This window comes from Corynebacterium minutissimum, assembly GCF_016889765.1.
In the GTDB taxonomy this organism is placed as follows: Bacteria; Actinomycetota; Actinomycetes; order Mycobacteriales; family Mycobacteriaceae; genus Corynebacterium; species Corynebacterium minutissimum_B.
Window position 1 is genome coordinate 2,609,374 of sequence record NZ_CP069533.1, and the last position, 21,045, is coordinate 2,630,418.

General features: G+C 59.1%; 20 protein-coding genes and 3 tRNA genes. 15 read left to right on the forward strand and 8 right to left on the reverse strand.

The annotated features are described in order from the left end of the window. Positions 1 to 4 precede the first annotated feature (4 nt). Entirely contained in the window at positions 5 to 2,401 is a 2,397-nt protein-coding gene (locus tag I6J26_RS12310; protein ID WP_115021915.1) for a choice-of-anchor M domain-containing protein, read from the reverse strand. A 165-nt stretch (positions 2,402 to 2,566) separates the two neighbouring features. Between I6J26_RS12310 and gltX the strand changes: the two genes are divergently transcribed. The 4 genes from gltX (at position 2,567) to I6J26_RS12330 (ending at position 5,076) form a co-directional block, all read left to right on the forward strand. Next, positions 2,567 to 4,066 (forward strand): glutamate--tRNA ligase, encoded by a 1,500-nt coding sequence (gltX, locus tag I6J26_RS12315; RefSeq protein ID WP_115021917.1) that lies wholly within the window; start codon positions 2,567 to 2,569, stop codon positions 4,064 to 4,066. Between the two features lie 185 nt (positions 4,067 to 4,251). Next, a tRNA-Gln gene (locus I6J26_RS12320) sits at positions 4,252 to 4,323 on the forward strand. Between the two features lie 56 nt (positions 4,324 to 4,379). After that, positions 4,380 to 4,455, forward strand: a tRNA-Glu gene (locus I6J26_RS12325). Positions 4,456 to 4,512: 57 nt separating this feature from the next. Next, positions 4,513 to 5,076, forward strand: a complete 564-nt coding sequence (locus tag I6J26_RS12330; protein WP_115021919.1) for an RBBP9/YdeN family alpha/beta hydrolase — start codon at positions 4,513 to 4,515, stop codon at positions 5,074 to 5,076. Here the strand turns inward: I6J26_RS12330 and I6J26_RS12335 are convergent. Then, the gene (locus I6J26_RS12335) at positions 5,071 to 5,400 is read right to left on the reverse strand and encodes a transcriptional regulator (RefSeq protein WP_115021921.1); all 330 of its coding nucleotides are present in this window, start codon (positions 5,398 to 5,400) and stop codon (positions 5,071 to 5,073) included. The genes I6J26_RS12330 and I6J26_RS12335 overlap by 6 nt on opposite strands. After that, complete coding sequence (locus I6J26_RS12340; RefSeq protein ID WP_115021923.1) at positions 5,393 to 5,797, reverse strand: hypothetical protein; 405 nt, start codon at positions 5,795 to 5,797, stop codon at positions 5,393 to 5,395. Before I6J26_RS12340 ends, I6J26_RS12335 begins: the two co-directional genes overlap by 8 nt. Positions 5,798 to 6,466: 669 nt before the next feature. On the opposite strand from I6J26_RS12340, the gene I6J26_RS12345 reads away from it, so the two are divergent. Beyond that, positions 6,467 to 6,539, forward strand: a tRNA-Glu gene (locus tag I6J26_RS12345). A 56-nt stretch (positions 6,540 to 6,595) separates the two neighbouring features. Here I6J26_RS12345 and I6J26_RS12350 read toward each other — a convergent pair. Both I6J26_RS12350 and I6J26_RS12355 read right to left on the reverse strand, forming a co-directional pair. After that, positions 6,596 to 7,336: a hypothetical protein gene (locus tag I6J26_RS12350; protein WP_115021925.1), complete on the reverse strand. Its 741-nt coding sequence runs from the start codon at positions 7,334 to 7,336 to the stop codon at positions 6,596 to 6,598. A 105-nt stretch (positions 7,337 to 7,441) separates the two neighbouring features. After that, positions 7,442 to 7,732, reverse strand: coding sequence for a hypothetical protein (locus I6J26_RS12355; RefSeq protein WP_115021927.1), 291 nt, complete (start codon positions 7,730 to 7,732; stop codon positions 7,442 to 7,444). A 103-nt stretch (positions 7,733 to 7,835) separates the two neighbouring features. Between I6J26_RS12355 and I6J26_RS12360 the strand changes: the two genes are divergently transcribed. Beyond that, complete coding sequence (locus I6J26_RS12360; protein WP_115021929.1) at positions 7,836 to 8,621, forward strand: hypothetical protein; 786 nt, start codon at positions 7,836 to 7,838, stop codon at positions 8,619 to 8,621. Between the two features lie 18 nt (positions 8,622 to 8,639). Here I6J26_RS12360 and I6J26_RS12365 read toward each other — a convergent pair whose 3' ends face one another. Beyond that, positions 8,640 to 9,338: an IclR family transcriptional regulator gene (locus I6J26_RS12365; protein ID WP_115021931.1), complete on the reverse strand. Its 699-nt coding sequence runs from the start codon at positions 9,336 to 9,338 to the stop codon at positions 8,640 to 8,642. 48 nt (positions 9,339 to 9,386) lie between these two features. Here I6J26_RS12365 and leuC point away from each other — a divergent pair, with 48 nt between their 5' ends. The 4 genes from leuC (at position 9,387) to I6J26_RS12385 (ending at position 13,758) form a co-directional block, all read left to right on the forward strand. Next, positions 9,387 to 10,811 carry a 3-isopropylmalate dehydratase large subunit gene (leuC, locus tag I6J26_RS12370; RefSeq protein WP_115021933.1) on the forward strand — a complete coding sequence of 475 codons (1,425 nt, stop codon included), beginning with the start codon at positions 9,387 to 9,389 and terminating at the stop codon, positions 10,809 to 10,811. A 46-nt stretch (positions 10,812 to 10,857) separates the two neighbouring features. Beyond that, a complete protein-coding gene (gene leuD / locus I6J26_RS12375; protein WP_070671073.1) occupies positions 10,858 to 11,448 on the forward strand; it encodes a 3-isopropylmalate dehydratase small subunit in 591 nt (196 codons plus the stop codon). A gap of 115 nt (positions 11,449 to 11,563) precedes the next feature. Then, entirely contained in the window at positions 11,564 to 12,616 is a 1,053-nt protein-coding gene (locus I6J26_RS12380) for a hypothetical protein (protein ID WP_181815366.1), read from the forward strand. A gap of 161 nt (positions 12,617 to 12,777) precedes the next feature. Then, positions 12,778 to 13,758 (forward strand): hypothetical protein, encoded by a 981-nt coding sequence (locus I6J26_RS12385; RefSeq protein WP_147279334.1) that lies wholly within the window; start codon positions 12,778 to 12,780, stop codon positions 13,756 to 13,758. Positions 13,759 to 13,828: 70 nt separating this feature from the next. Here the strand turns inward: I6J26_RS12385 and I6J26_RS12390 are convergent, their stop codons facing one another. After that, on the reverse strand, positions 13,829 to 14,827 hold the full coding sequence (locus I6J26_RS12390) for an NUDIX hydrolase (RefSeq protein WP_115021937.1): 999 nt from the start codon (positions 14,825 to 14,827) through the stop codon (positions 13,829 to 13,831). A gap of 147 nt (positions 14,828 to 14,974) precedes the next feature. Here I6J26_RS12390 and I6J26_RS12395 point away from each other — a divergent pair, with 147 nt between their 5' ends. Continuing rightward, complete coding sequence (locus I6J26_RS12395) at positions 14,975 to 15,973, forward strand: NAD(P)H-dependent glycerol-3-phosphate dehydrogenase (RefSeq protein ID WP_115021939.1); 999 nt, start codon at positions 14,975 to 14,977, stop codon at positions 15,971 to 15,973. A 21-nt stretch (positions 15,974 to 15,994) separates the two neighbouring features. Continuing rightward, positions 15,995 to 17,065 carry a D-alanine--D-alanine ligase family protein gene (locus tag I6J26_RS12400; protein ID WP_115021941.1) on the forward strand — a complete coding sequence of 357 codons (1,071 nt, stop codon included), beginning with the start codon at positions 15,995 to 15,997 and terminating at the stop codon, positions 17,063 to 17,065. A 10-nt stretch (positions 17,066 to 17,075) separates the two neighbouring features. Here I6J26_RS12400 and I6J26_RS12405 read toward each other — a convergent pair whose 3' ends face one another. Continuing rightward, positions 17,076 to 17,981: a DUF3515 domain-containing protein gene (locus I6J26_RS12405; RefSeq protein ID WP_115021943.1), complete on the reverse strand. Its 906-nt coding sequence runs from the start codon at positions 17,979 to 17,981 to the stop codon at positions 17,076 to 17,078. Here I6J26_RS12405 and I6J26_RS12410 point away from each other — a divergent pair. From I6J26_RS12410 to I6J26_RS12420, 3 genes are read left to right on the forward strand one after another with little or no spacing between them, the layout of a single operon-like run. Then, entirely contained in the window at positions 17,953 to 18,987 is a 1,035-nt protein-coding gene (locus I6J26_RS12410; protein ID WP_070671087.1) for a thiamine-phosphate kinase, read from the forward strand. The genes I6J26_RS12405 and I6J26_RS12410 overlap by 29 nt on opposite strands. Next, the gene (locus I6J26_RS12415) at positions 18,984 to 19,625 is read left to right on the forward strand and encodes a uracil-DNA glycosylase (RefSeq protein ID WP_115021945.1); all 642 of its coding nucleotides are present in this window, start codon (positions 18,984 to 18,986) and stop codon (positions 19,623 to 19,625) included. The genes I6J26_RS12410 and I6J26_RS12415 overlap by 4 nt, the downstream gene beginning before the upstream one ends. Positions 19,626 to 19,635: 10 nt before the next feature. Beyond that, a complete protein-coding gene (locus I6J26_RS12420) occupies positions 19,636 to 21,042 on the forward strand; it encodes a DAK2 domain-containing protein (protein ID WP_115021948.1) in 1,407 nt (468 codons plus the stop codon). Positions 21,043 to 21,045: the final 3 nt, after the last annotated feature.

The window sequence follows — 21,045 nt, forward strand, 5'->3', positions numbered from 1 at the left end:
TTATCTAGCGGCGAAAGAGCCCGTTGAGACGGGCCGTGATGTCCTGGCGGTGGTCGTTATAGAAGTTGAGGAAGCCCTGGAACACGATGGCCAGGACGACGGGAAGCACAAGGCCCCACAGTCCCTGGAGCTTCGGCTTCGAAGACTTCAAATCTTTTGAGGAAGCGTCAGGCTTGCTCGAGTTTTCTGGCTTCGTGCCGTCACCCGTGGAGCCGCCTTGGCCCTTGGAACCGCCCTCGTCTTTGGAGCCGCCCTTACCTTTGGAGCCGCCCTCGCCCTTCGCGCTCACACAGTCCTTAATCGCGGCGTCGCCAGCGGCCACGGTGAGCGCCTGGGGCGCAGACGTGATGTCCTTGCCGTCCTTCGTGGTGGCGGTGTAGGTGATCTCGAGTTTGTAGATGCCCGGCTTGGTGAACGCCCAGTTGGTGTGCGTATGAGAAGCGAAGGTGGTCTCAATGGAATAGTCACCTTCGGCGGAATTCACCAGTGGGGTAAAGGACTTGCCAAGGCCCTCGGTAGTAAAGAGACCAACATTGCCACCTTCCGGCATGTCGGTGGGCTTGATGTTGAGCGTCACCGTGCCGTCTTTGTAATCGTCATAATTCAGGCTCTGGGTGTTGTAGCCAGGCCAGATGATGCCTTGCTCTTGAGTCTGCGGCAGCAGGTAGAACTTGTCCTCGCCCAAGTAATCAAATTCCTTGCCCTTGAGAACCTCTGGGCGCGCACGCAAAGCGTTGTCGTGGATAGCAAGGACGACGTCATCGAGCGGGCGCTCAACGGTCTTCTTATCCACAATGGCGGTTTCATCCTTGAGACGCGCGGCGAAGGAGTCGCCGTCACGGGCGGCTGTGATGTCGACGTGGCCGTGGTCCAGAATCTTCTTGTTTGCGCAGACTCCGCTGCGGGGGCTGGAACCAGGTGTGGCATCTCCCTTGTCGCCCGGTGTCGTTTCCGGCGCGGTGGATTCCTTGCCGAGTTCACCGGTAGCTTCGTAGTTTTGACCGAAGTCAAAGGAATCCGTCAGGGTAATGGAGCCGGAATTCTGCGTCACCGTCGGGTGCGGGAGGATATCGAGCCGAACCTTGTTGCCGTTGAAGTTCTTGTCGGCACCAACGACAAACTCGGCGCGGCCGCCCGTGATGACACCGTCGAAAGGAATGTCGGCGTAGTCGCTGTCCCCGCTGAAGAATCCTCCGTGGACATAACCGTCGAGCTTCTTATCGGCAGCCTCAACGATGATGCGCGTAGCATCATCACCTTCGGGAACAGCGCGAGCGGTGATACTCGGATCTGACACGGAGATTTCCTCACCGGAGGAAAGCTCGCGAGGGTTGGAGGTCTCAGTCCAAGAATCGGCGGATTTCTTGGATGATGTGCTGAGCTTCGCGCCCTCGGCGTAGTCGAGCTCCTCAGATACCCAGCGAGGTGAGTCGTCCTCCGGGGTGTAGACGGCTTGGATCTTTGAGGCCTCGGGGCCGAGGAATTCATCAAAGTGAGCTTTGCCGTCAGTGACGGGGAGGTCGGTGAGGAAGTAGCCGTCGATAAGCAGTGTCAGGGTACCGTTCGTGCCGCCGGAGAAGTCGATGGAGGAGAGGTTCTCATCGCCATCCTTCTCCTTGTCCTTCTTCGGAGCGATGGTGAGCTGGTAATCCTTGGCGGAGGCGTCACCGCTCGATGCCGCGTCAAAGCGCTCGCGCAGGGACGGCGTGGCCTCCTTGAGCGGGCGCTCACCGCCGACCTGGATAGACGTGGTGACCGGCTCGGAGGCAATGAGCTTGCCATTCTTGTCTCGGGCGGTGGTTCGGTAGGTGAGCTCGTAGCGGCCGGGCTTGGAAAAGACCGTGTAATTGTGAGTGTGCGTGCCGCTGGTCAGCCATGCGGAATGCGGGGCGCCTTCAGTGGTGCCAAAGAAGCGCTGCAGGCCGCCAGGGCCGGGGTAGTAGCCGAACATTTCGACCTCGCCTGGTCCATCGACGCTGAGAAGGTCGAGAGAGGCGATATTGTCGCGGAAGTCATCGACGGGCAGCTCAGTGTCCGCACCGAAACCCATCCAGACCGGATCGAGGGTGCCGTTCACGCTAGCGGGGGCCATGTAGTAGGTCTTTCCAGCCTGTCCTGCGAAGGAGAGGGCAGGATCCTCGGGGACAGTGAACTGGTATTGGTTCTTGCCGTTTTGGCCCCAGCCTTTGCCTACCCATGCCACAGTCTCGTCGAGAGCATGATCAGCGTCCGTCGAGTGAGATTTTAGAGTGAGGGAGTTGTTCTCCCAGAACGACTTTGGTGAGTCGATGTGGGTTTGTGTGGCCACGTGCTTGCCGTCGTCAGGGCCAGCGAGCGCAGGTGCGGGGGAGGCAAGGAGGGTGGCGCAGGTAAGAAGCGCCACAGTGCGGAGTCGTGCCACGGTGGAGTGAAACCTTTCTTGAGTTCTAATGGGAGATTTTCACTATAAGTAATGATTATCATTCCCTATAGTGTTGTTGGAAAATCCCTGCACGCAATTAGTGGAAACTGCTTTCATCTACCCCCAAGTGGGGCGGGCGGTGCGCGGTAGATGGGCTGAACTACGATGGGGAACATGACTGAGAAAACTTCCGACGTCCGCGTACGTTTCTGCCCTTCACCGACTGGCACGCCCCACGTGGGCATGGTCCGCACGGCCCTGTTCAACTGGGCTTATGCCCGGCACACCGGGGGCAAGCTCATCTTCCGCATCGAGGACACTGATGCCGCTCGCGACTCCGAGGAGTCCTACCAGGCCATCATTGACTCCCTGACCTGGCTCGGCTTGGGTTGGGACGAAGGTGTCAACGTTGGTGGCCCTGATGAACCCTACCGCCAGTCCCAGCGCATGGATATCTACGCCGATGTCCTGCAGAAGCTCAAGGATGGCGGTTACGTCTACCCGGCATACTCCACCAACGAGGAGGTCCAGGAGCGGCACAAGGCGGCCGGCCGTGACCCGCAGCTGGGCTACGACAACTTTGACCGCGACCTCACCCAGGAGCAGATTGATGCTTTTGAGGCGGAAGGGCGCAAGCCGGTGTGGCGCCTGCGCATGCCGGATAAGGATTGGTCCTGGACGGACCTGGTACGCGGGGAGATGACCTTCAAGTCGGAGACTCAGCCAGACTATGTCGTGGCTCGCTCCAATGGTGCCCCGCTCTATACCCTGGTCAACCCGGTCGATGACGCGCTGATGGGCGTGACCCACGTCCTGCGTGGCGAGGACCTGCTGTCCTCCACGCCGCGCCAGCTTGCCCTCTATGAGGCACTCATCGAGCTGGGTATTGCTAAGCAGACTCCGGAGTTTGGCCACCTGCCCTTCGTGATGGGTGAGGGCAACAAGAAGCTGTCTAAGCGTGACCCGCAGTCCAACCTGTTTAATCACCGCGACAACGGCATTATCCCGGAGGGCATGCTCAATTACCTGTCCCTTCTGGGCTGGTCGCTGTCTGCGGATCAGGATATCTTCTCGGTGGATGAGCTCATTGCCAACTTCGATGTGCACGACGTGCTGGGCAACCCGGCTCGCTTCGACCAGAAGAAGTTGGAGGCCATCAACGCCGATCATATTCGTCTGCTCAAGCCGGAAGACTTTGCGCAGCGCCTTCGTGAGTACCTGAGCGAGTACACCGACTTCCCGGCAGATTACCCGGAGGAGAAGTTTGCTTTCATCGCAGACTTGGTGCAGACCCGCATCAAGACCCTCTCGGATGCCTATGGCCTCATGTCCTTCCTCACCACTCCGGATGCGGAGTTGAAGCTCGATGAGAAGGCCGCGAAGAAGAATCTCAAGGATGACGCCGTGCAGCCGCTCGAGGTCTCTATTGCCAAGCTGGAAGAGCTCGGGGAGTGGAAGACCGAGGAGATTGAGAAGGTTCTCTCCGCCGCGCTTATCGACGACCTCGGGCTCAAACCCCGCAAGGCCTACGGTGCCCTGCGTGTAGCCATCTCCGGTCAGCAGGTCTCCCCGCCGCTGTTTGAGTCCATGGAGCTGCTGGGCAAGGAGTCCACCTTGGCGCGCCTCAAGGCTGCTCAGGCAGTCACGCCGTGGAGCGCTGAATAAGCGGACGCTAGGCTCGGTTCGCCAGACTGACAGAGGTGTAATTTCGGGGCGTTTGAGTTCACTCTTAGCGCCCCGAAAATTCCCTCTAGCCTGGCGATTTGTGTGGATCGGGTGTGCTGGATATAGTTATAAACCGTTGCAGCGAGCAGCGAGGGGTTCTGCCCCAAGCGAGTTCACCGCAATAATGGCCTATGGTGTAATTGGCAACACAACGGTTTCTGGTACCGTCATTCTAGGTTCGAGTCCTGGTAGGCCAGCAGTGATAACACTTTAACGCTGCACCGCACGTTAAAGTAAGTCGTCACAGTTCTATGCCCCGTTCGTCTAGCGGCCTAGGACGCCGGCCTCTCACGCCGGTAACACGGGTTCAAATCCCGTACGGGGTACCACTTAAGGAGTGGCAAGCATCAGATGCTTGCCACTCTTTTTCTCTATGATTGTCAACCATGCACTTCTACATCGTTCATGGATACCAGGCCAGTCCTGATAGTCACTGGTTCCCGTGGTTGGAGGGCCAGCTGACAGCCGAAGACCACACGGTTCATACCATTGCGCTGCCAGAACCGAATGCGCCGAAGCTCGATGAGTGGGTTGAAGCGATACGCAGAGATATTGGCCGTCCAGATGCTGATACCTGCATCATTACCCATAGCCTAGGCGGCATCGCGGCGCTGCACTATCTCACGGCATTGGAAGGCGAGTGGGATCTTCCCGGGCTCTTTATCGTCTCCGGGTTCGTGGAAAAGCTTCGCGTTATTCCAGAACTCGACGAGTTTATTGGCCAAGCACATGTCGACGTGCCTGGTATCAAGCCCCACATTGCTCATTCAGAGGTCTTCGTGTCCACTAACGATATCCTCGTGGACCCAGACTTGACGCAGCAGCTTGCCGACGCCCTCTCGGCCACCCCCATCACCATCCACGATGCGGGGCATTTCCTCGAAAGCGACGGCTATACCGAGTTTCCACAGTTGGAGGAGCGCCTCACGCAGTGGCTGCGCGGGCTATAGGCCCTTGGTCATTGCTTTGAGTGCCTCCACGTGCTGCGTGTAGGCCTGAGTCCCTGCCTCAGTAAGCGTGACCCACACGGTATCCTTGGCGCGCGTGGAGCCGTACTCGCGAGTACGGCTGACATAGCCCTCGTCTTCGAGGTGCTTCAATTGCTTCGACAACGTATCGGCGGGAAGTTCTGTGAGGACAGCAAGCAGGCTGTATTTCATCTGCCGGCCGTCAGTAGCGCCTGCGGAGAATAGCGTGGCGCAGATTTTCAGCCGATTAATGGGATGGATGATCGGATCCAATTCGGCTGGGCGGTGCGTAGATTCCTTAGGCATTGACGCCCTTTACAGCTGCGTTACGGTTCTCATACAGCATCCACGCTGTTGCCGCAGAAACAATTGCGCCACAGACCACCATCCACGGCCACGAGTCTGGAGTTGGGGTGGTGGACATGATCATTGCACCGGGCAGCAGTACCCGTGACCAGGTCGCGCGGTCGTTACTTGGCCCCATATTCGGATCAGGGCGCACGAAGGGGTTCGCAATCTTGTCCTTGAGGAGATAGCCCAGAATAAAGGTCGGTACGAGAACTGCGAGGCCGTACCACCAGGACGCCTTAGTCACCGCGAGGCCACATCCGATGCCGAGCGCGACAAGCGCAACCGCCCACGGACTTTGAGTCCAGGCGGTGCGTTTCTGGGCTTCCTCAATGACTTTTAGATCATCGTTCATTGCTCATCTCCCTTACTTGCAACTAATGCAAAACTAACACTTGCAAGTGGTGCAAGTAAAGGGATGTAGTGAGAAGCATTGACAGGAAAGATGGGGTCGCTTTTCTTGGCTTAGGAGGTCAGTGGTCTTGTTGTGCCCCATACCGGTGAGGGGAGAGCCTAGGTTCAAGAGAACTGAATTTAAGGACCAGGGGGCAAACCAGTGTCCAATTGGTCTAAGTGCTTCCGGTGTGCGTGCGCTGGGCTTACACTGCAGGTACAGGACATTCCCGGAAGAAAGGAGAGCGGATGGCGGAAGCTGAAAATCATCACTATCGCCGACGCGACTCTAGCAGATAGTACGAGGCGGCATCGCCATAATCCATAACTTCTTAAAGCCAACACTCGAGCGAAGTAGGAGCCTTGCACCACATGCTGTTAGCGCACGTGTCTTCCCGAACCTCCAGCGTTGCACACTAGTGTTCCGGCCTTAGCTGCCCACGGTAAGCCAGCGGAATAACCACTGATTCGATCCGCACCCAGGCCGAGAGAATTCAAGTAGTCACCGCAGCCACAACAGGGCAACGAGGTTCGGGATTTTATCTGTTTGAAAGTACTTTTACCTGCCGATTTGTGCAATCTTTCGGAGATCCTATAGTGTTTAGCAGGTCCGCAACGGACAGCTAAACGAGCCCCGTTCGTCTAGCGGCCTAGGACGCCGGCCTCTCACGCCGGTAACACGGGTTCAAATCCCGTACGGGGTACAACGAAAAGCGCTAAGCCATTCACGTGGCTTAGCGCTTTGTTGCTTTCCGAACTATTACACAATCATGATTTCGGCGTTGTTGCCGCCGGTACAGCGGATGATCTCGCGGTCGTCGGTCTTGCAAGCGAGGTTGTAGGTTTGTTGGGTTACCGGACTAGTTACGGAGATCTGTGGGGGGACGTACCCACGCAGGTCTTCCAAAGAGCTGTAGGTGAGCCCCATGAGGTGGCCAGCGGTTGAGCGGGCAAAATCGCAGCTGGTATTTGGTCCTGCAAGGACGTAGGTGATGTTGTAGCCATCACCTGTCTGACACATCGTGGCAGGGGTACCGAAGACATCGACCTTGGCGCCGTTAATCTGGTTCTCTGGTAGCTGCTCGTGTATGTGGTTGAGGGAACCAATACGCGCGGATTCAATCGTTTTCCTGCTTCCAGGTGGCATGACATATTGTCCGGGTTCTACTCCCTGGAGGTGGGGAGGCGTAGTTTGTGGAGCTTGCTGCTGTGCAGCTTGCGGCTGAGCACCTGCTTGCCCTTCTGGCGCGGAGCCACCAGGAATGGTGGGCTCAGGGCCTGCAGGTACCTCGACGTGGGAATCGTCGTTAAGCGGCTTGAAAGCTGGGTAGGTGTTCTTGAATGAAGGCTCTGCTGCCTCGGAGGTGGCTGGGGCAGTGGCTGGGGCGGCGGTCTCGGTGGTGGTAGAGGAGCAGCCAGTTGCGAGGAGGCCCGCGGTGGCTACGGCGGTCAGTGCCGTGAGGAATCGGCGTGCGGAGGAAGGGGTCTGTGAGGAAGTCATGGCCCCACACTAACGCCTGCCTAGCCATATGGTGTGGGAAAACGGGGAACGCTGCCCTGCTCGGTGGAGTGCTGTAGCTGGGCAGCGCGTGGAGGTGACTGGGATTTAGTGATCGTCCCAGTGTCCGTCGTGAGCGGCGTGGCGGTGGCCATCGTGCAGGTAGTCGACGTGATCGCCGTGCGGAATGGCGACGTGGCCGCAACCTTCGCCGTGCTCGTGATCGTGGTCCTCGTGAATGTGGTGCTCGGACGTCTCGCACTCGTCCCAGTGGCCCTCGTGCTCGCGGTGGATGTGGCCATCGTGAACGTAGTCGGTGTGATCTCCGTGCTGGAAAGCGACGTGGCCGCAGCCTTCACCGTGGTTGTGGGCGTGCTCTTCATGGATGGTGTGGGTCATGACTTCTCCTTAGTGAACCCGTGTGTTTTCAGTCTGTTTTCATTTAAGTGCTTTTTCATTAGGATTTCAATAGTGGGGGTAGTGGGGGTGCTACAGTAAATGCATGACGACGAAACTCACGCGTAGCCTGATGGCCGCTGCCAGCACTTTTGCTGTGTCAATTTCGGTATTGATTGCACCAGTTGCTACTGCTGATGCCACAGTTCAGATCACGCAGGGGCAGAAAATTATCACCTCGGACGGCGCGGAATGCAGTGTCGGCTATGTTGAGCCAACTCGCGCTTGGACTTCGGCCCATTGTGGGCTCGATGGTGGGCAGGTTTATACCGATTCCGGTCAGCACGTAGGTACGTTGCGATGGTTTAAGCCGTCTGGCGCTGCAAGCCACGACTTGGCCTATATCCAATTTGCAGGTGGAACTTCTTCCGGGGGAAATCCACTGACGGGTGACGGGATGGCACCCCCACCCGGGGAGGGTGTCAACGTGTGTATGGATGGCCGCTACGCAGGACGCCACTGTGGGCCGACCGTGCGTGGTCCAGGAGTGTTTCCAGGGATGCACTACGCCGCAGGTTTTTCGCTTTCCCCTGGGGATAGTGGCGGGCCAGTGTCTATTGAAGGTCGCCCCGGAGTGGTGGGGATCTATCAGGGCATTACCGTGGTCAACCGCAATGGTCAGGACATGACCTTCTCTAACTATGCCCGCATGCCGCATGCGGATGAGCTCGCGCGATTGCCTCACCAAGGCTATGTGCCGCGTCGTCCGAATCGTGAACCAGCCAATGTGGTGCGATCGGTCCAGGAACGGGGAGAGGCCTTCTCATCTACGAGTAGTAAGGGCCCCGAAGGGCTGCGCGGACTTGCTGCTTACTTCGGCTTGAGTATGTAGGAGGACCTTCGGGCTCACTTAGGCGCTATCAGTGGAGAGTGCGTCGGTGAGGCGCTTGGCGGCGTCGACCAGCACGGGCGCAAACTTCTCCGCCGGGGAGGGGCGAAAGCGATCTGCTGAGCCTGACACGGAGAGGACGGCAATAAACGTCCCCGCGCCATCGAAGACGGGAGCAGACACGGAGGCGAGGTTAGACTCGCGCTCTTCGATGGATTCTGAATATCCATTCTCGCGTGCGAGCTCAACATCGCGCTCGCTGAAGAGGGCGTCGGCCACATGGGCGTCCCCAAACGCGGCGAAGATGCGTGCTGCCGAGCCAGAAGTGAGGGGTAGCTGGCGGCCAACGGGGACTACGTTGTGCAGGCCAAACTCCGGCTCGCGCGTGGCGATGCAGGTGCGTGTTGTGCCAGAGAGCTCGTAGAGTTGGACGGATTCACCGGTGGCCTCGAGGAGTTCCTCCATGATAGGGCCTGCGGTTTCGATGATGCGGTCTCGGTTTCCCGGCAGGGCAGGGCCCGCGCCCCACTTGCCGTCGGCGGTGCGGGTGAGGATGCGGTGTGCTTCCAGTGCGGTCGCCAGACGGTGGGCGGTGGCTCGTGGTAAACCTGTGGTCTCGCAGAGCTCGTTGAGTGTGGAGGGGTGGTTGGTTGCGGCCATCATGATTGCGACGGCGCGATCCAACACCTTTATTCCTGATACTGCGCTATACTCTCCCATACAATGAAATTTACGTCCCATTAATTGAGATTTCAAGTGGAGAGGCTTATGACTGAGAAACTGACACTGGCAGAGAAGGTGTGGCGTGACCACATCGTGCGCAAGGGCGAGAATGGGGAGCCAGATCTCCTCTTTATCGATTTCCAGCTCCTGCATGAAGTTACCAGCCCGCAGGCCTTTGATGGGTTGCGCCTGGCTGGACGCACGATGCGTCACCCAGAGCTGCACCTAGCCACCGAAGATCATAACGTTCCTACTGTGGGTATCAAGACCGGTAACCTGCTGGAGATTAAGGACGAGGTATCCCGTACCCAGGTCTCCACGCTGCGCAAGAACTGCGAGGAGTTTGGCGTACGACTGCATGCGATGGGTGACGAACAGCAGGGTATCGTGCACACCGTTGGCCCGCAGCTCGGTATTACCCAACCTGGCATGACCATCGTGTGCGGTGACTCTCACACCTCAACACACGGCGCGTTCGGCTCCATCGCGATGGGTATTGGTACCTCTGAAGTCGAACACGTCATGGCTACCCAGACGCTGTCACTGAAGCCTTTTAAGACCATGGCCATTGAGGTCTCCGGTGAGCTGGCTGAAGGAGTAACTGCCAAGGACCTGATCCTGGCCATTATTGCCCAGATCGGCACCGGCGGCGGCCAAGGCCACATTATTGAGTACCGCGGCGAGGCTATTCGAAAGATGTCGATGGAAGCTCGCATGACCATCTGCAACATGTCTATTGAGGCTGGCGCCCGTGCCGGAATGGTGGCACCAGATGAGACCACGTTTGAGTACGTCAAAGGCCGTGAGTTTGCCCCGAAGGGTAAAGACTGGGACGCTGCCGTGGAGTACTGGAAGACGCTGCCGACTGATGAAGGCGCTGAGTTCGATACCGTCGTGGAGATCGACGGCTCCGCGCTGACCCCGTTCGTTACCTGGGGAACTAACCCGGGGCAGGGCCTGCCGTTGAGCGCCTCAGTGCCGGACCCGGAATCCTTCGGCGATGAAGGTGAGAAGGCGGCGACCGAGAAGGCTCTGGCCTACATGGATCTCACGCCGGGCACTCCGCTGCGAGACATCCAGATCGACACCGTATTCCTCGGTTCCTGCACCAACGCGCGCATTGAGGACTTGCGTGCAGCCGCCGAGGTGGTGAAGGGTCGAACCATTGCTGCCGATACTCGCATGATGGTTGTTCCTTCTTCTGCTGTAGTTAAGGCCCAAGCTGAAGAAGAAGGTCTGGACAAGATCTTCACTGACTTTGGCGCGGAGTGGCGTACGGCTGGCTGTTCGATGTGTCTGGGCATGAACCCGGACCAGTTGAAGCCGGGGGAGCGGTCGGCGTCGACAAGCAACCGCAACTTCGAAGGCCGTCAGGGCCCTGGCGGGCGTACTCACCTAGTCTCCCCAGCTGTTGCAGCAGCCACCGCGGTTCTGGGCCACCTGGCATCACCAGCAGACATCGACGCCTAAGAGGCCACGAGGAAGTACAAGGAAGATTGGGAGAAAGCAGAAGACAATGGACAAGTTTGTAAACCACACCGGTGTTGGTGTTCCGCTGCGCGCTTCGAACGTGGATACAGATCAGATCATTCCGGCTCGCTACCTCAAGTCTGTCAAGCGCACGGGTTTTGCTGAAGGGCTGTTCTCAAATTGGCGCTCGGATGAGAACTTTGTGCTCAACCAGCCACAATTCAAGGATGGTTCAGTCCTCTTCGCCGGTCCAGACTTCGGCACGGGCTCCTCCCGCGAGCACGCAGTCTGGGCGCTGGCGGAGTACGGTTTCAAGGCCGTATTTTCCTCGCGCTTTGCTGATATCTTCCGCGGCAACTCCGGCAAAGCCGGGCTGTTGACCGGGTTGATGGCACAGGAGGATATTGAGCTCATTTGGAAGCAGTTGGAAGCCGGTGAAACTCAGGTGAGCGTTGATCTTGAGGCACGCACCGTGACCGTGGGCGGCAACAGCTATACGTTCGACATCGATGACTACACTCGTTGGCGCCTCATGGAAGGCCTCGACGATATTGGCCTTACCCTGCGTAACGAGGCGGACATTGAAGCTTTCGAAGCTGGCCGTCTCTCGTTCAAGCCGAAAGTTGGCGCACAATAATGGTCGGCATCGCGTGAGAATGTGTAAATATCGTTAACCCCTTCTGAGGTAGGAAAGGGGTGGTATTCCCCGTCTCATATGGCACCCCTAACAGGGTGCCGTTAGTGTTTTCCGCATGACCAACCCTTTTGATAGCAATAGAGACCCGTCCGGCAATCAGCAGGGCGGGAACAACGGCCAGAACGGCTTCGACTCCTTCGGTTCCGACAGCGGAACCTCCACCGGCGGCAACGCCTATGGCTCCTATGGGTCCGACCAGAGTAGCTTTGGCAACAACGGCTACGGCGGAACTTCGTACGGGGAGAACTCCTACGGTGCCAGCCAGGGTATGTACGGTCAGGAGTACCAGGATCCCAACGGATACGGTCAGGGATACCAGCAGCAAGATGGCTATGGCGCGGGCTACCAGCAGCAAGGTGGCTATGGCGCGGGTTACCAGCAGCAAGGTGGTCTGACCGTCTCGCCGGTCGACGCCATGGATTCCATCGGTCAGGCGTTCAAGGGCTATTTCAAGCAGCCTATGCCTGGTGCTTTGGCTGTTTTAACTTACTACGCAATCGTGGCCCTTGGTGTTTTTCTGCTCATTATGGTCCTGAGCTTAGGTGCTGCGTCTACTTCCGCGACGTCGTATGACCCAGCGACTGACACCTTTTCCGACGGCGGCGCTGCGGGCCTTGGGGCATTGAGCATTCTCGCTATGGTCGTTGTTTACCTCTTGATGATTCTTCTCGATGTTTGGATGTATGCCGGCTGCGTCTCCGCCTCATGCAAGATTGCTAATGGGCAAAATGTCTCTTTCGGCGACTACTTTAAGGGTGGCAACGTCAAGGGTATTTTCGGTGTGCATATCTGCTACATCATTGCCGTTATTATCGGTACCTTTACCATCGTTCTGGGCATCGTGGCGGCCGTGCTTTTCTGGGCGGCACCGGTGATCAAAGCTGAAGACCCCGAAAAGAGCATTGGTGAGTGCTTCAAAGAATCGAAGAACCTTGTCGTGAATAACTTCGGTCAAATGTTCCTTTTCTACCTCGTGTTCACGATCTTGGTGAACTTGTTCATGTTGATTCCCATTGTTGGAATACTCTGTGCTCCTCCGCTCTTGGGCTTGGGACACGTCCTCTTCGTGCGCACCGTGCGCAAGCGTCCGGCCATGCGCTGGGCCTAACATCTGGATCGTGTGGCAGGGGCGTGCGTCAAAGACGGCGCCCCCTTTCGTCGTGGGCGGAATGACTTCACCTGCGTTGTGTGGGGAATAGACCCCTGTTATTGCCGGGATGGAGGGCACTTCAGCGCGCCGACACCGAAACTCCCTATAGACTCCAGTGCATGACCAACCCATATGAAGGATTTGACGGGCCATCCGGGTACGCCGGGAATGGCGGATTCGGAGGCTCCTCCAGCCCCAACATGGGGCCACACCAATCTGGTTATGGAGCGCAGGGAGGAGGGGTGCCGCCCTACTCAGGGCACGGTGGCCCCTATCAGCCGGGGCCCTATGGGGGTGGAAACTACTCGGGCTCCTATGGGAACCACTTCAACGCAACCGGCCCGTATCAACAAGGGCCATGGCCGCAGCAGCCCCCAGTGATGATGGGGGTGCCGCAGGCAGAGCCCGGCTATATTATTGGGCAATCTTTTAAAGCCTTTGGGGATGCTGCTGCGGAGTGGATTGTTGGCGTCCTTGCCCATCTGGGCATACTTACCGCTGTCTATTTTGCGGTCAATTTTGCCGTGATGGCGGTGTCCTTCATCGGCGCCATTGTTATGGGCAGCTTTTCCTCAACCGCGGCCTCTGAGCCTTTGAATTTTGCGGGCGTCGTCGCCTTGCTGCTGACGTTCGGCGCAATCTTTGGTTGCGTGTTTGCCTGCATGTTGTGGATGCAGGCAAACTTTTGCTATGCCGCCAATAAGGCGATGGACGGTGAAAAACTCACTTTCGGAGACTTCTTCCAGTTCAAATCCGTCGCTGGTCTGATGAAGGTCTTTCTGTGCGTTGGACTTATTGTCACCGTGGGCTTTGTGCTCATCATCCCCGGCATTATTGCGATGGTGCTGTTCTGGGCAGCACCGGTCATTAAGGCCAAAGAACCCTCCCTTTCTGTGGGGCAGTGCCTGAGCCTGTCCCAACAGATGGTGCGCCAGAACTTCGGTACCTCCTTGGGCATTGTCGTTCTACTCGGGTTGATACAGTTCGCCTTCTCGTTGATGCCGTTGATCGGCTTCATCCCCGCCTTTCCCATTACAGCGTTGGGTTACGCGATTGCCGCTCGTGCCCTCTCACAGCAGCAGTGCAGGCTGTGGCCATAATCGTGAAGGCGGCGGAGGCATGAGCCAAAAGACGGAATGCCTCCCCGTGAGTAATCCTTCCAGCGAGTAGTTAGCGCACTGGTAGTGGGCTAGCTAGGTAGTCCGCGCCGGTGAGCTCGCCATCGTTGAAGGACAGAACCCAGACCGAGGCTTTCTTAAACTTCAGCTCCTCAATCGGAGTGGTGATGAACTTCGGGGCATAGGACTCGATGATGCCGGGAATAGTAAGTCCCTGGCTGACAATGACGGGGACTCCGCCGCCGTCGACGACGCGCTGAAAAGCCGCGCGCGCGACATCGGGATTGGCATCAAATACTTCATCGCCGAAGGCCTTGTTGATGGCAATGTCCATCCCCAGCTCATCAGCAAGCGGAGCAGCAGTCTGCTGACAGCGCTGCGGAAGGGCGCAATAGATGGCCGTGGGATGATACGGGGTAAGCATAGGCACGAGCATCTCTGCTTGGCGGCGGCCCTTCTTATCGAGCGGGCGCAAGTTATCGTCGCCCTCCCAGGAACGGCGCTGATGGGCATGGGCATGGCGAACGTAGAGCACGCGCGTCGTGGGTGCCAAGCGCAGGCGCTTCTGAGCTTTAGCAAGGACCTGCGTGTCCACTTCGTAGGAGAGTAGTTCGCAGGCTTCATCAATCTTCATCCAACGCAGCTCATCGGTCTCATCGTTGGGAGTGTAGGTGCCCTCCAGTACGCGAGCCATCCAGTAGTACACCACCTTTGTACGGCCTTGGACCGGGTAGGCTACCTTGCCAATGAGCTTGCCCAGACGCACCGTGTAACCCGTCTCCTCAAGGATTTCGCGCGCTGCTGTTGTGGGAAGAGACTCGCCCGGGTCAACCTTTCCCTTGGGCAAGGACCAGTCGTCATAACGCGGGCGGTGAATGAGGGCGACCTCCGGATCTTGCGGATCGCCACGCCACAAAACGGCACCGGCAGCGAGAGTGGTGCGCTTGAACTCATCGGCCGGATCCTCAGGAACCTCCTGGTGACGGCCGGAAATAAACACTTCCGACTGAACGTCCTTGTCCGTTTCGTGCATGTTTTTTGCCTTGGGCATGCTGCTCCTTCAAACGCCGGTGTTTTCGCGTGTTCCATTTTCCTCCACTGGCCACAATGATGCAGTCTTACGCGCCGAACGTGCTCTAAAGCGGACCGTGCTTTAATGGTGAAAACCGACAAACCTGTTCTAAAAGTGAGGTAGCACATGGTTAATGTGGCTGTCATGGGAGCTGGATCGTGGGGAACCACGCTGGCCAAAGTCTTTGCGGACGCCGGGAACGAGGTCCGTCTGTGGGCACGCCGTGAGGAGCTGGCCGCAGCTATTAATACCCGCCACGAAAATCCTGACTACTTGCCGGACCTGCCACTGCCCGAGAGCATCGAGGCAACGACGGATCCCGCACAGGCATTGAGCGGTGCGTCCATTGTGGTTTTCGGCGTGCCTTCCCAGACCTTGCGTAGCAACCTGACAACCTGGGCGCCCATGTTGCCTAAAGACGCCACGCTGGTCTCCATTTCCAAGGGCGTGGAGAAGGAAACGCTGAACCTGATGAGTGAGGTCATCGCCGACGCCGCAGGCGTAGAAGAAGACCGTATCGCCGTACTCTCTGGGCCGAACCTGGCCAAAGAGGTGGCCCAGGAGCAACCAGCCGCTACCGTTATTGCCTGTACCGACGAGAACCGTGCACAGGAAGTCCAGCACGCGGCCGCAGCGCCGTACTTCCGCCCCTACACGAATACCGATGTCATTGGTGCAGAAATCGGCGGTGCCTGCAAGAACGTCATCGCCCTCGCCTGCGGTATGGCCTCCGGCAAAGGATTGGGCAATAACACCATGGCCACCATCATCACCCGCGGGTTGGCAGAGATAACGCGCCTTGGCGTGGAGCTGGGAGCAGATCCCTTTACGTTCTCCGGGCTGGCTGGAATGGGTGACCTTGTGGCCACGTGTAGCTCGACGCTCTCGCGTAACCGCACCTTCGGCTACCGCCTGGGCCAGGGCGGGACATTGGAGGAAGCCAAGGCGGCCACTAACGGTCAGGTAGCGGAAGGCGTGATTTCCTCTGACTCGATTTTCCGCCTTGCGCAGCGCGCGGGTGTCGAGATGCCGATTACCCAGGCCGTCTATGGCGTGTGCCATCGAGGGGTCAGTGTGGACGACATGATCGTGGCTCTGATGGGTCGCACCAAGAAGGCGGAGTAAAGCCGAGTAAAGTTGCCGGGTATGACTGAAGCGAAACCTGTGCGCGTGGCCGTTGTGTACGGTGGGCGCAGCTCCGAGCACTCGGTGTCCTGCATTTCTGCTGGTGCCATCATGGAGCACCTCGATCCGGCGAAGTATGACGTTGTGCCCATCGGTATTACCCGTGAAGGTACGTGGACCCAGGGCACCCGTGAGGGGCTTGAGACTGTCAACGGACGCATGCCGGAGGTCGAGCTCCACGATGAGCTTGCGCTGTCTCTTAATCCGGCCACCCGTGGTCGCATCCACAATGTCACCCGCCACGAGCATTACACCGAGGTCGATGTCATCGTGCCGGTCCTTCACGGGCCTTTCGGCGAGGACGGCACGGTGCAGGGCCTCTTCGAGCTTTCGGGCATTCCCTACGTGGGGGCCGGAGTGTTGGCTTCTGCTGTGGGGATGGACAAGGAATTCACCAAGAAGCTTCTCGTGGCTGAGGGCTTGCCCGTGGCACCGCAGGTGGTACTTACTGGAGAAACGGCGCTGGACGACGTCCAGAAAGACCGCCTTGGCCTTCCCGTTTTTGTGAAGCCAGCACGTGGTGGTTCCTCCATCGGGGTCTCCAAGGTCTCGGCCTGGGAGGATTTTGAGGCAGCTGTGAAGCTGGCCTACGAATCTGACGATAAGGTGCTCGTGGAGCCCGAAATCTGCGGAGCCGAAGTCGAAGTAGGCGTACTGGAACACCCGGATGGAACCCTTCAAGCGTCTGTCCCGGCCAAGCTATTGGGGACGACCGAGTCCGAGGAAGGCTTCTATGGCTTCGATGCGAAGTACCTTGATGAAGGTGTCTCCGCTGAAATTCCCGCGCCACTGAGCGAGGAACTTACCTCCGAAATCCGCGAGCGCGCTATTGAGGCCTTCCGCGCGCTAGGTGCGGCAGGTCTGTCCCGCGTAGATTTCTTCATCACCGAAGACACCTACTACATCAACGAGGTCAATACCTTCCCGGGCTTCACCCCGATTTCGATGTACCCGCAAGTGTTCGCCGCAGGCGGTGTGAGCTATGCGGAGCTTCTCGATACGCTGATTCGCACTGCGCTGTCGCGCGGTTGATGCCCCGCGCCTAGCTTTGCTCCGGCGTGGCCTCGGCAAGGGCGTCGCTAAGCCGCACCAGTGCCGAGTTCGCCGCATCCTGCGGAGCTGAAAGTGCGAGGTCTTCGGCGCGTCCCAAGGCGAACCAGGTGCCGGCCGTCGTGCCCTCGCCCAAGGTTGTGTCCTCAAACCACGGCACTTCGTTGACTTGCTGCAGCTGCGCACCGGCAGCGTAATTCTCTGGGGCGGCTACACCACAGCGCACGACGATCTCCTCGCGGCCCGGCGCGCTAAAGACCCACGTGTTGTCATCGCCCATGTCCTCGCGGCGTGTGTAGCCCTCCGCGAGAGATTCTGGCAGTGCCGCCTCAAGGTCCGGGCACATGGAATCCGGACCGGACGCAAGCTTCGACAGCGGGGCAGGGTTTGGCTGTAGGGATTCCTGGGGGAGGGACGAGAGGGCGTCGTCAAGCCCCTGCGGTGCCTTGTCACCTGTGGTCGTCACCGCGATAGCAGGGCTGCGCTTAGTGGTGTACCAGGTGGTGAGATGAGAACCTGGGGTGGCGTCGATGACCTGCAGCCAGGCCTCACCGTCGACGTCAGTGGTTTGTGAATACTCAGTGTATTGCTGCGGCAGGTCCACGCCGCACCGAAGAGTAACGCGCTCCTGGGAGGAGCTCGACCACGCGGCAGCGCCAGCTGGTGCGGGCTCGGCGAGCTCGGCACGAGGGTGGCCCAGAAGCTCGTCAGGAAGTGCTTCCACTAGCTGCGCACACTCGGGGGAGTCTGCAGCCTCAAAAGGCGTAGGAGGCAAGGCTACCGGCTGCTGCGCGGCGTTGGTGAAGACGAGTTTGGCGCCCAACAACACCGCAAACACCATGGCGATGGCTAGCCCGAGTGAGACGTAGATGGCGGTGCGGTTAAATTGGGTATCCATAGGGGCATATCCTAACCCCCGAAGCCAGAAAATTGAGAAGGAGGCGAATGGTTTGTCGCACACGCTCGAGCAAGCCGGGGAAAGGCATGTCATTCATGAGATCGTTGCCGCTGCGCCCAGCGCTCTTAACGGTGACGACGCGGCAGTGCTGTACCCAGCAGCACCCAACTCCCGCACTGTGGCGTCTACGGACATGATGGTCGAAGGCCGCCACTTCCGCCGCGACTGGTCCACAGCCTCGGAAGTGGGCCAGAAGGCGATTGTGCGCAATTTTGCCGATATTGAAGCCATGGGTGCGCGCCCAACTGCGGCCCTCCTCGCCATTGCGGCTCCTGGAGACACACCGGTGAATTTTGTGCGCGGCATTGCACAGGGAATTGCCGAGCGCTGCGCAGTGTATAACGCCGAGCTCGTCGGAGGTGATCTCACCCGCAGTGATCACTTCGTGCTCAACGTCACGGCGCTTGGTTCGCTAGGCGGCAGTGGCGCACCGTTGACCTTGGATAAGGCGCGCGCAGGTCAAACCCTCGTGGCACACGGCAAGATTGGATACTCTGCCGCCGGTTTGGCCTTGCTCGAGCGTTTCGGTCGGGCACTGCCGCAGGAACTAGAAGATCTGTGGCCGCTTGTCGACGCCCACTGCACCCCCACCCTCACCCCGGGGCGAGGCGTCATTGCGCGCGCTACCGGTTCGACCGCAATGACGGATAACTCCGATGGACTGGTGCGCGATGTTGGCCTCATGGCGCAGCGCTCGTCGGTGCACATTGATCTGGATCCGGCAGCTATTGCACCTGACCCTCTTCTGGCTGCTGCCGGCGCGGTGTTGGACGTGGACCCATGGGAGTGGGTTCTCACCGGCGGTGAGGACCACACGCTGCTGGCCACGACGTGCAAGGCCGCTCCTTCTGGCTTCCGAAAAATAGGTACGGTCCTGCGTGGAACAGGCGTTACCGTGGGGGGCGATGAACCTCGTTATAGCGGTGGTTGGGAGAGCTTTGCATGATTGATACCTCGCGCATCCACTATTCCTGGATGCCTCACATCCGTGAGGCGCTGGAGGAGAACCTTCCGAGCATTGAACAGCGCATTGGACAAAGTTATCTGCCTCCGGCTGAGGATGTTTTCGCGGCATTGTCTCTGCCAGTTGAGGAGGTCCGCGTACTCATCGTGGGCCAAGACCCGTATCCCACCCCGGGGCATGCGATGGGCCTGTCTTTCTCCACACGGCCAGGTGTGGCTGCACCCCGGTCGCTGAAGAATATTTACGCTGAGCTTCACGACGACCTGGGTATTCAAGGCCGTGCAGACGGGGATCTGCGCGCCTGGTTCAACCAGGGTGTGCTGTTGCTCAACCGAGTTCTCACCGTGGCGCCTGGTCAGGCAGGATCACACCGACGCATTGGCTGGGAACCGATCACGGAAGCCGCTATTCGGGCGCTGGCGGGCCGTGACATTGTCGCCATCCTGTGGGGACGCGATGCACAAAGCTGCCAAGCTTTTCTTCCTGACACCGAGTGCATTACCTCACCGCATCCTTCACCGTTGTCAGCACGGCGCGGATTCTTCGGTTCGAAGCCCTTCTCCCGCGCCAATGCCGCCCTTGAGGCCCGCGGCGTCACGCCCGTGGACTGGCGCTTGTAAACTAGCCCACATGTCGTATCCCGCCGAGTTGGACGCGCGCGGCCTGCATGCCTGGGCAGTGCGCACCGTGGAGGAACTCACACGCCGTCGCGCAGAGATTAACGCGCTCAACGTGTTTCCCGTCCCCGATTCCGATACCGGATCCAACATGGCACACACCATGGAGGCCGCCCTGGCGGAGGCGGATAAAGGCGAGATGGACGTGGCCGAGGCGCTGGCGCTGGGATCCGTGCGGGGAGCGCGTGGCAACTCAGGCATGGTGCTCTCGCAGGTTTTGCGCGGCGTAGCAGAGGCGACGACGGAGTCGCGAGTGGATGGCGTTGTCCTAGCCGCCGCCCTCACGCACGCCGTCGATCTCGTCGACCGCGCCCTCGCGGCTCCCGTGGAAGGCACCATCATTACCGTGTTGCGCGCTGCCAGTGACGCTGCGCGCGCTGCGGCTGAGAAGTCCGGTGCGCAGCTGCACGACATTCTTGTCTCGGCACTCGATGCTGCCCGGCGCGCACTTGCTGAAACCCCCTCGCAGCTGCCTGCTCTGCGCGAAGCGGGCGTCGTGGACGCCGGCGGTGCGGGGCTGGTGATCTTGTTGGAGTGTTTGCTGGCCCAGGTCACCGGCGAGGAACCGGATGTGCAGCCACTGAAATCCGGTGAGTGCAAGAGCAGCCCGCGGCCCGGTTCTGAGACGGCTGGGACGGAGTTGCCTGGATCCGAGATCGAAGCCATTTTCTTCTATGAAGGCGATTTGGATGTGCTCCAAGAAAACTTGAGCTCCATGGGCAATAGCCTCGTCATTGCGCGCGCCACCGATGAATCTGCGAGCGTGCATATCCACAGCGCCGAAGCTGGGGCGGTCATCGAAAAGGCCTATGCGCTGGGCAAGGTCAGTGACGTGAGGCTGGAAGCGCTACCGGCGGTAGAAAAGGCGGCGGAGGACACCGCAGGGGAGTCAGCGCGACGGATCTTCGCTGCCGTACCAGACGGTGCGGTCAGAGAGCTTTTTGAGAAGGTCGGGGTGCAGGTGGTCGAACCTGGCGTCACAGTGGACGAAGCTGTTGCGGGCGATCTTTTCCTGACCAATGGGTACGGAGGTGATGCGGGGAAAGCTAGCGTCATTCCCGCCGATTCTCTGGTAGCGGGCCTAGCGGCGATGTCCGTCTATGAGCCGAATAACCCGGATACTGCTGAGGTAGTAGCTGTCATGGGCGATGCGGCACGGTCCATGCGTGTGGGGCATCCAGCGGAAGAAACCGTGGACGCAGTCGAGCAGGCTTCTCGGTCGCTGTTAGCCCATGGCGGTGAACAAGTCACCGTGCTCACAGCCCTCGAGGTGTCCGACGAGGAACTCGCTCACAGCCTGGGAGTGGACGTGGTCGTTGTACGCGTGCCGGGCACGCGCACTGAGATTGGAGTGGAATAGACC

Coding starts and splice junctions, on each gene's coding strand:
- I6J26_RS12340 (WP_115021923.1), bottom strand. CDS start 5,797: ATGAACGATGATCTAAAAGTCATTGAGGAAGCCCAGAAACGCACCGCC.
- I6J26_RS12415 (WP_115021945.1), top strand. CDS start 18,984: ATGATTGATACCTCGCGCATCCACTATTCCTGGATGCCTCACATCCGT.
- I6J26_RS12360 (WP_115021929.1), top strand. CDS start 7,836: ATGACGACGAAACTCACGCGTAGCCTGATGGCCGCTGCCAGCACTTTT.
- I6J26_RS12385 (WP_147279334.1), top strand. CDS start 12,778: ATGACCAACCCATATGAAGGATTTGACGGGCCATCCGGGTACGCCGGG.
- I6J26_RS12335 (WP_115021921.1), bottom strand. CDS start 5,400: ATGCCTAAGGAATCTACGCACCGCCCAGCCGAATTGGATCCGATCATC.
- I6J26_RS12410 (WP_070671087.1), top strand. CDS start 17,953: ATGGCGGTGCGGTTAAATTGGGTATCCATAGGGGCATATCCTAACCCC.
- gltX (WP_115021917.1), top strand. CDS start 2,567: ATGGGGAACATGACTGAGAAAACTTCCGACGTCCGCGTACGTTTCTGC.
- I6J26_RS12355 (WP_115021927.1), bottom strand. CDS start 7,732: ATGACCCACACCATCCATGAAGAGCACGCCCACAACCACGGTGAAGGC.
- leuD (WP_070671073.1), top strand. CDS start 10,858: ATGGACAAGTTTGTAAACCACACCGGTGTTGGTGTTCCGCTGCGCGCT.
- I6J26_RS12350 (WP_115021925.1), bottom strand. CDS start 7,336: ATGACTTCCTCACAGACCCCTTCCTCCGCACGCCGATTCCTCACGGCA.
- I6J26_RS12390 (WP_115021937.1), bottom strand. CDS start 14,827: ATGCCCAAGGCAAAAAACATGCACGAAACGGACAAGGACGTTCAGTCG.
- I6J26_RS12380 (WP_181815366.1), top strand. CDS start 11,564: ATGACCAACCCTTTTGATAGCAATAGAGACCCGTCCGGCAATCAGCAG.
- I6J26_RS12330 (WP_115021919.1), top strand. CDS start 4,513: ATGCACTTCTACATCGTTCATGGATACCAGGCCAGTCCTGATAGTCAC.
- I6J26_RS12365 (WP_115021931.1), bottom strand. CDS start 9,338: ATGGGAGAGTATAGCGCAGTATCAGGAATAAAGGTGTTGGATCGCGCC.
- leuC (WP_115021933.1), top strand. CDS start 9,387: ATGACTGAGAAACTGACACTGGCAGAGAAGGTGTGGCGTGACCACATC.
- I6J26_RS12405 (WP_115021943.1), bottom strand. CDS start 17,981: ATGGATACCCAATTTAACCGCACCGCCATCTACGTCTCACTCGGGCTA.
- I6J26_RS12420 (WP_115021948.1), top strand. CDS start 19,636: ATGTCGTATCCCGCCGAGTTGGACGCGCGCGGCCTGCATGCCTGGGCA.
- I6J26_RS12400 (WP_115021941.1), top strand. CDS start 15,995: ATGACTGAAGCGAAACCTGTGCGCGTGGCCGTTGTGTACGGTGGGCGC.
- I6J26_RS12395 (WP_115021939.1), top strand. CDS start 14,975: ATGGTTAATGTGGCTGTCATGGGAGCTGGATCGTGGGGAACCACGCTG.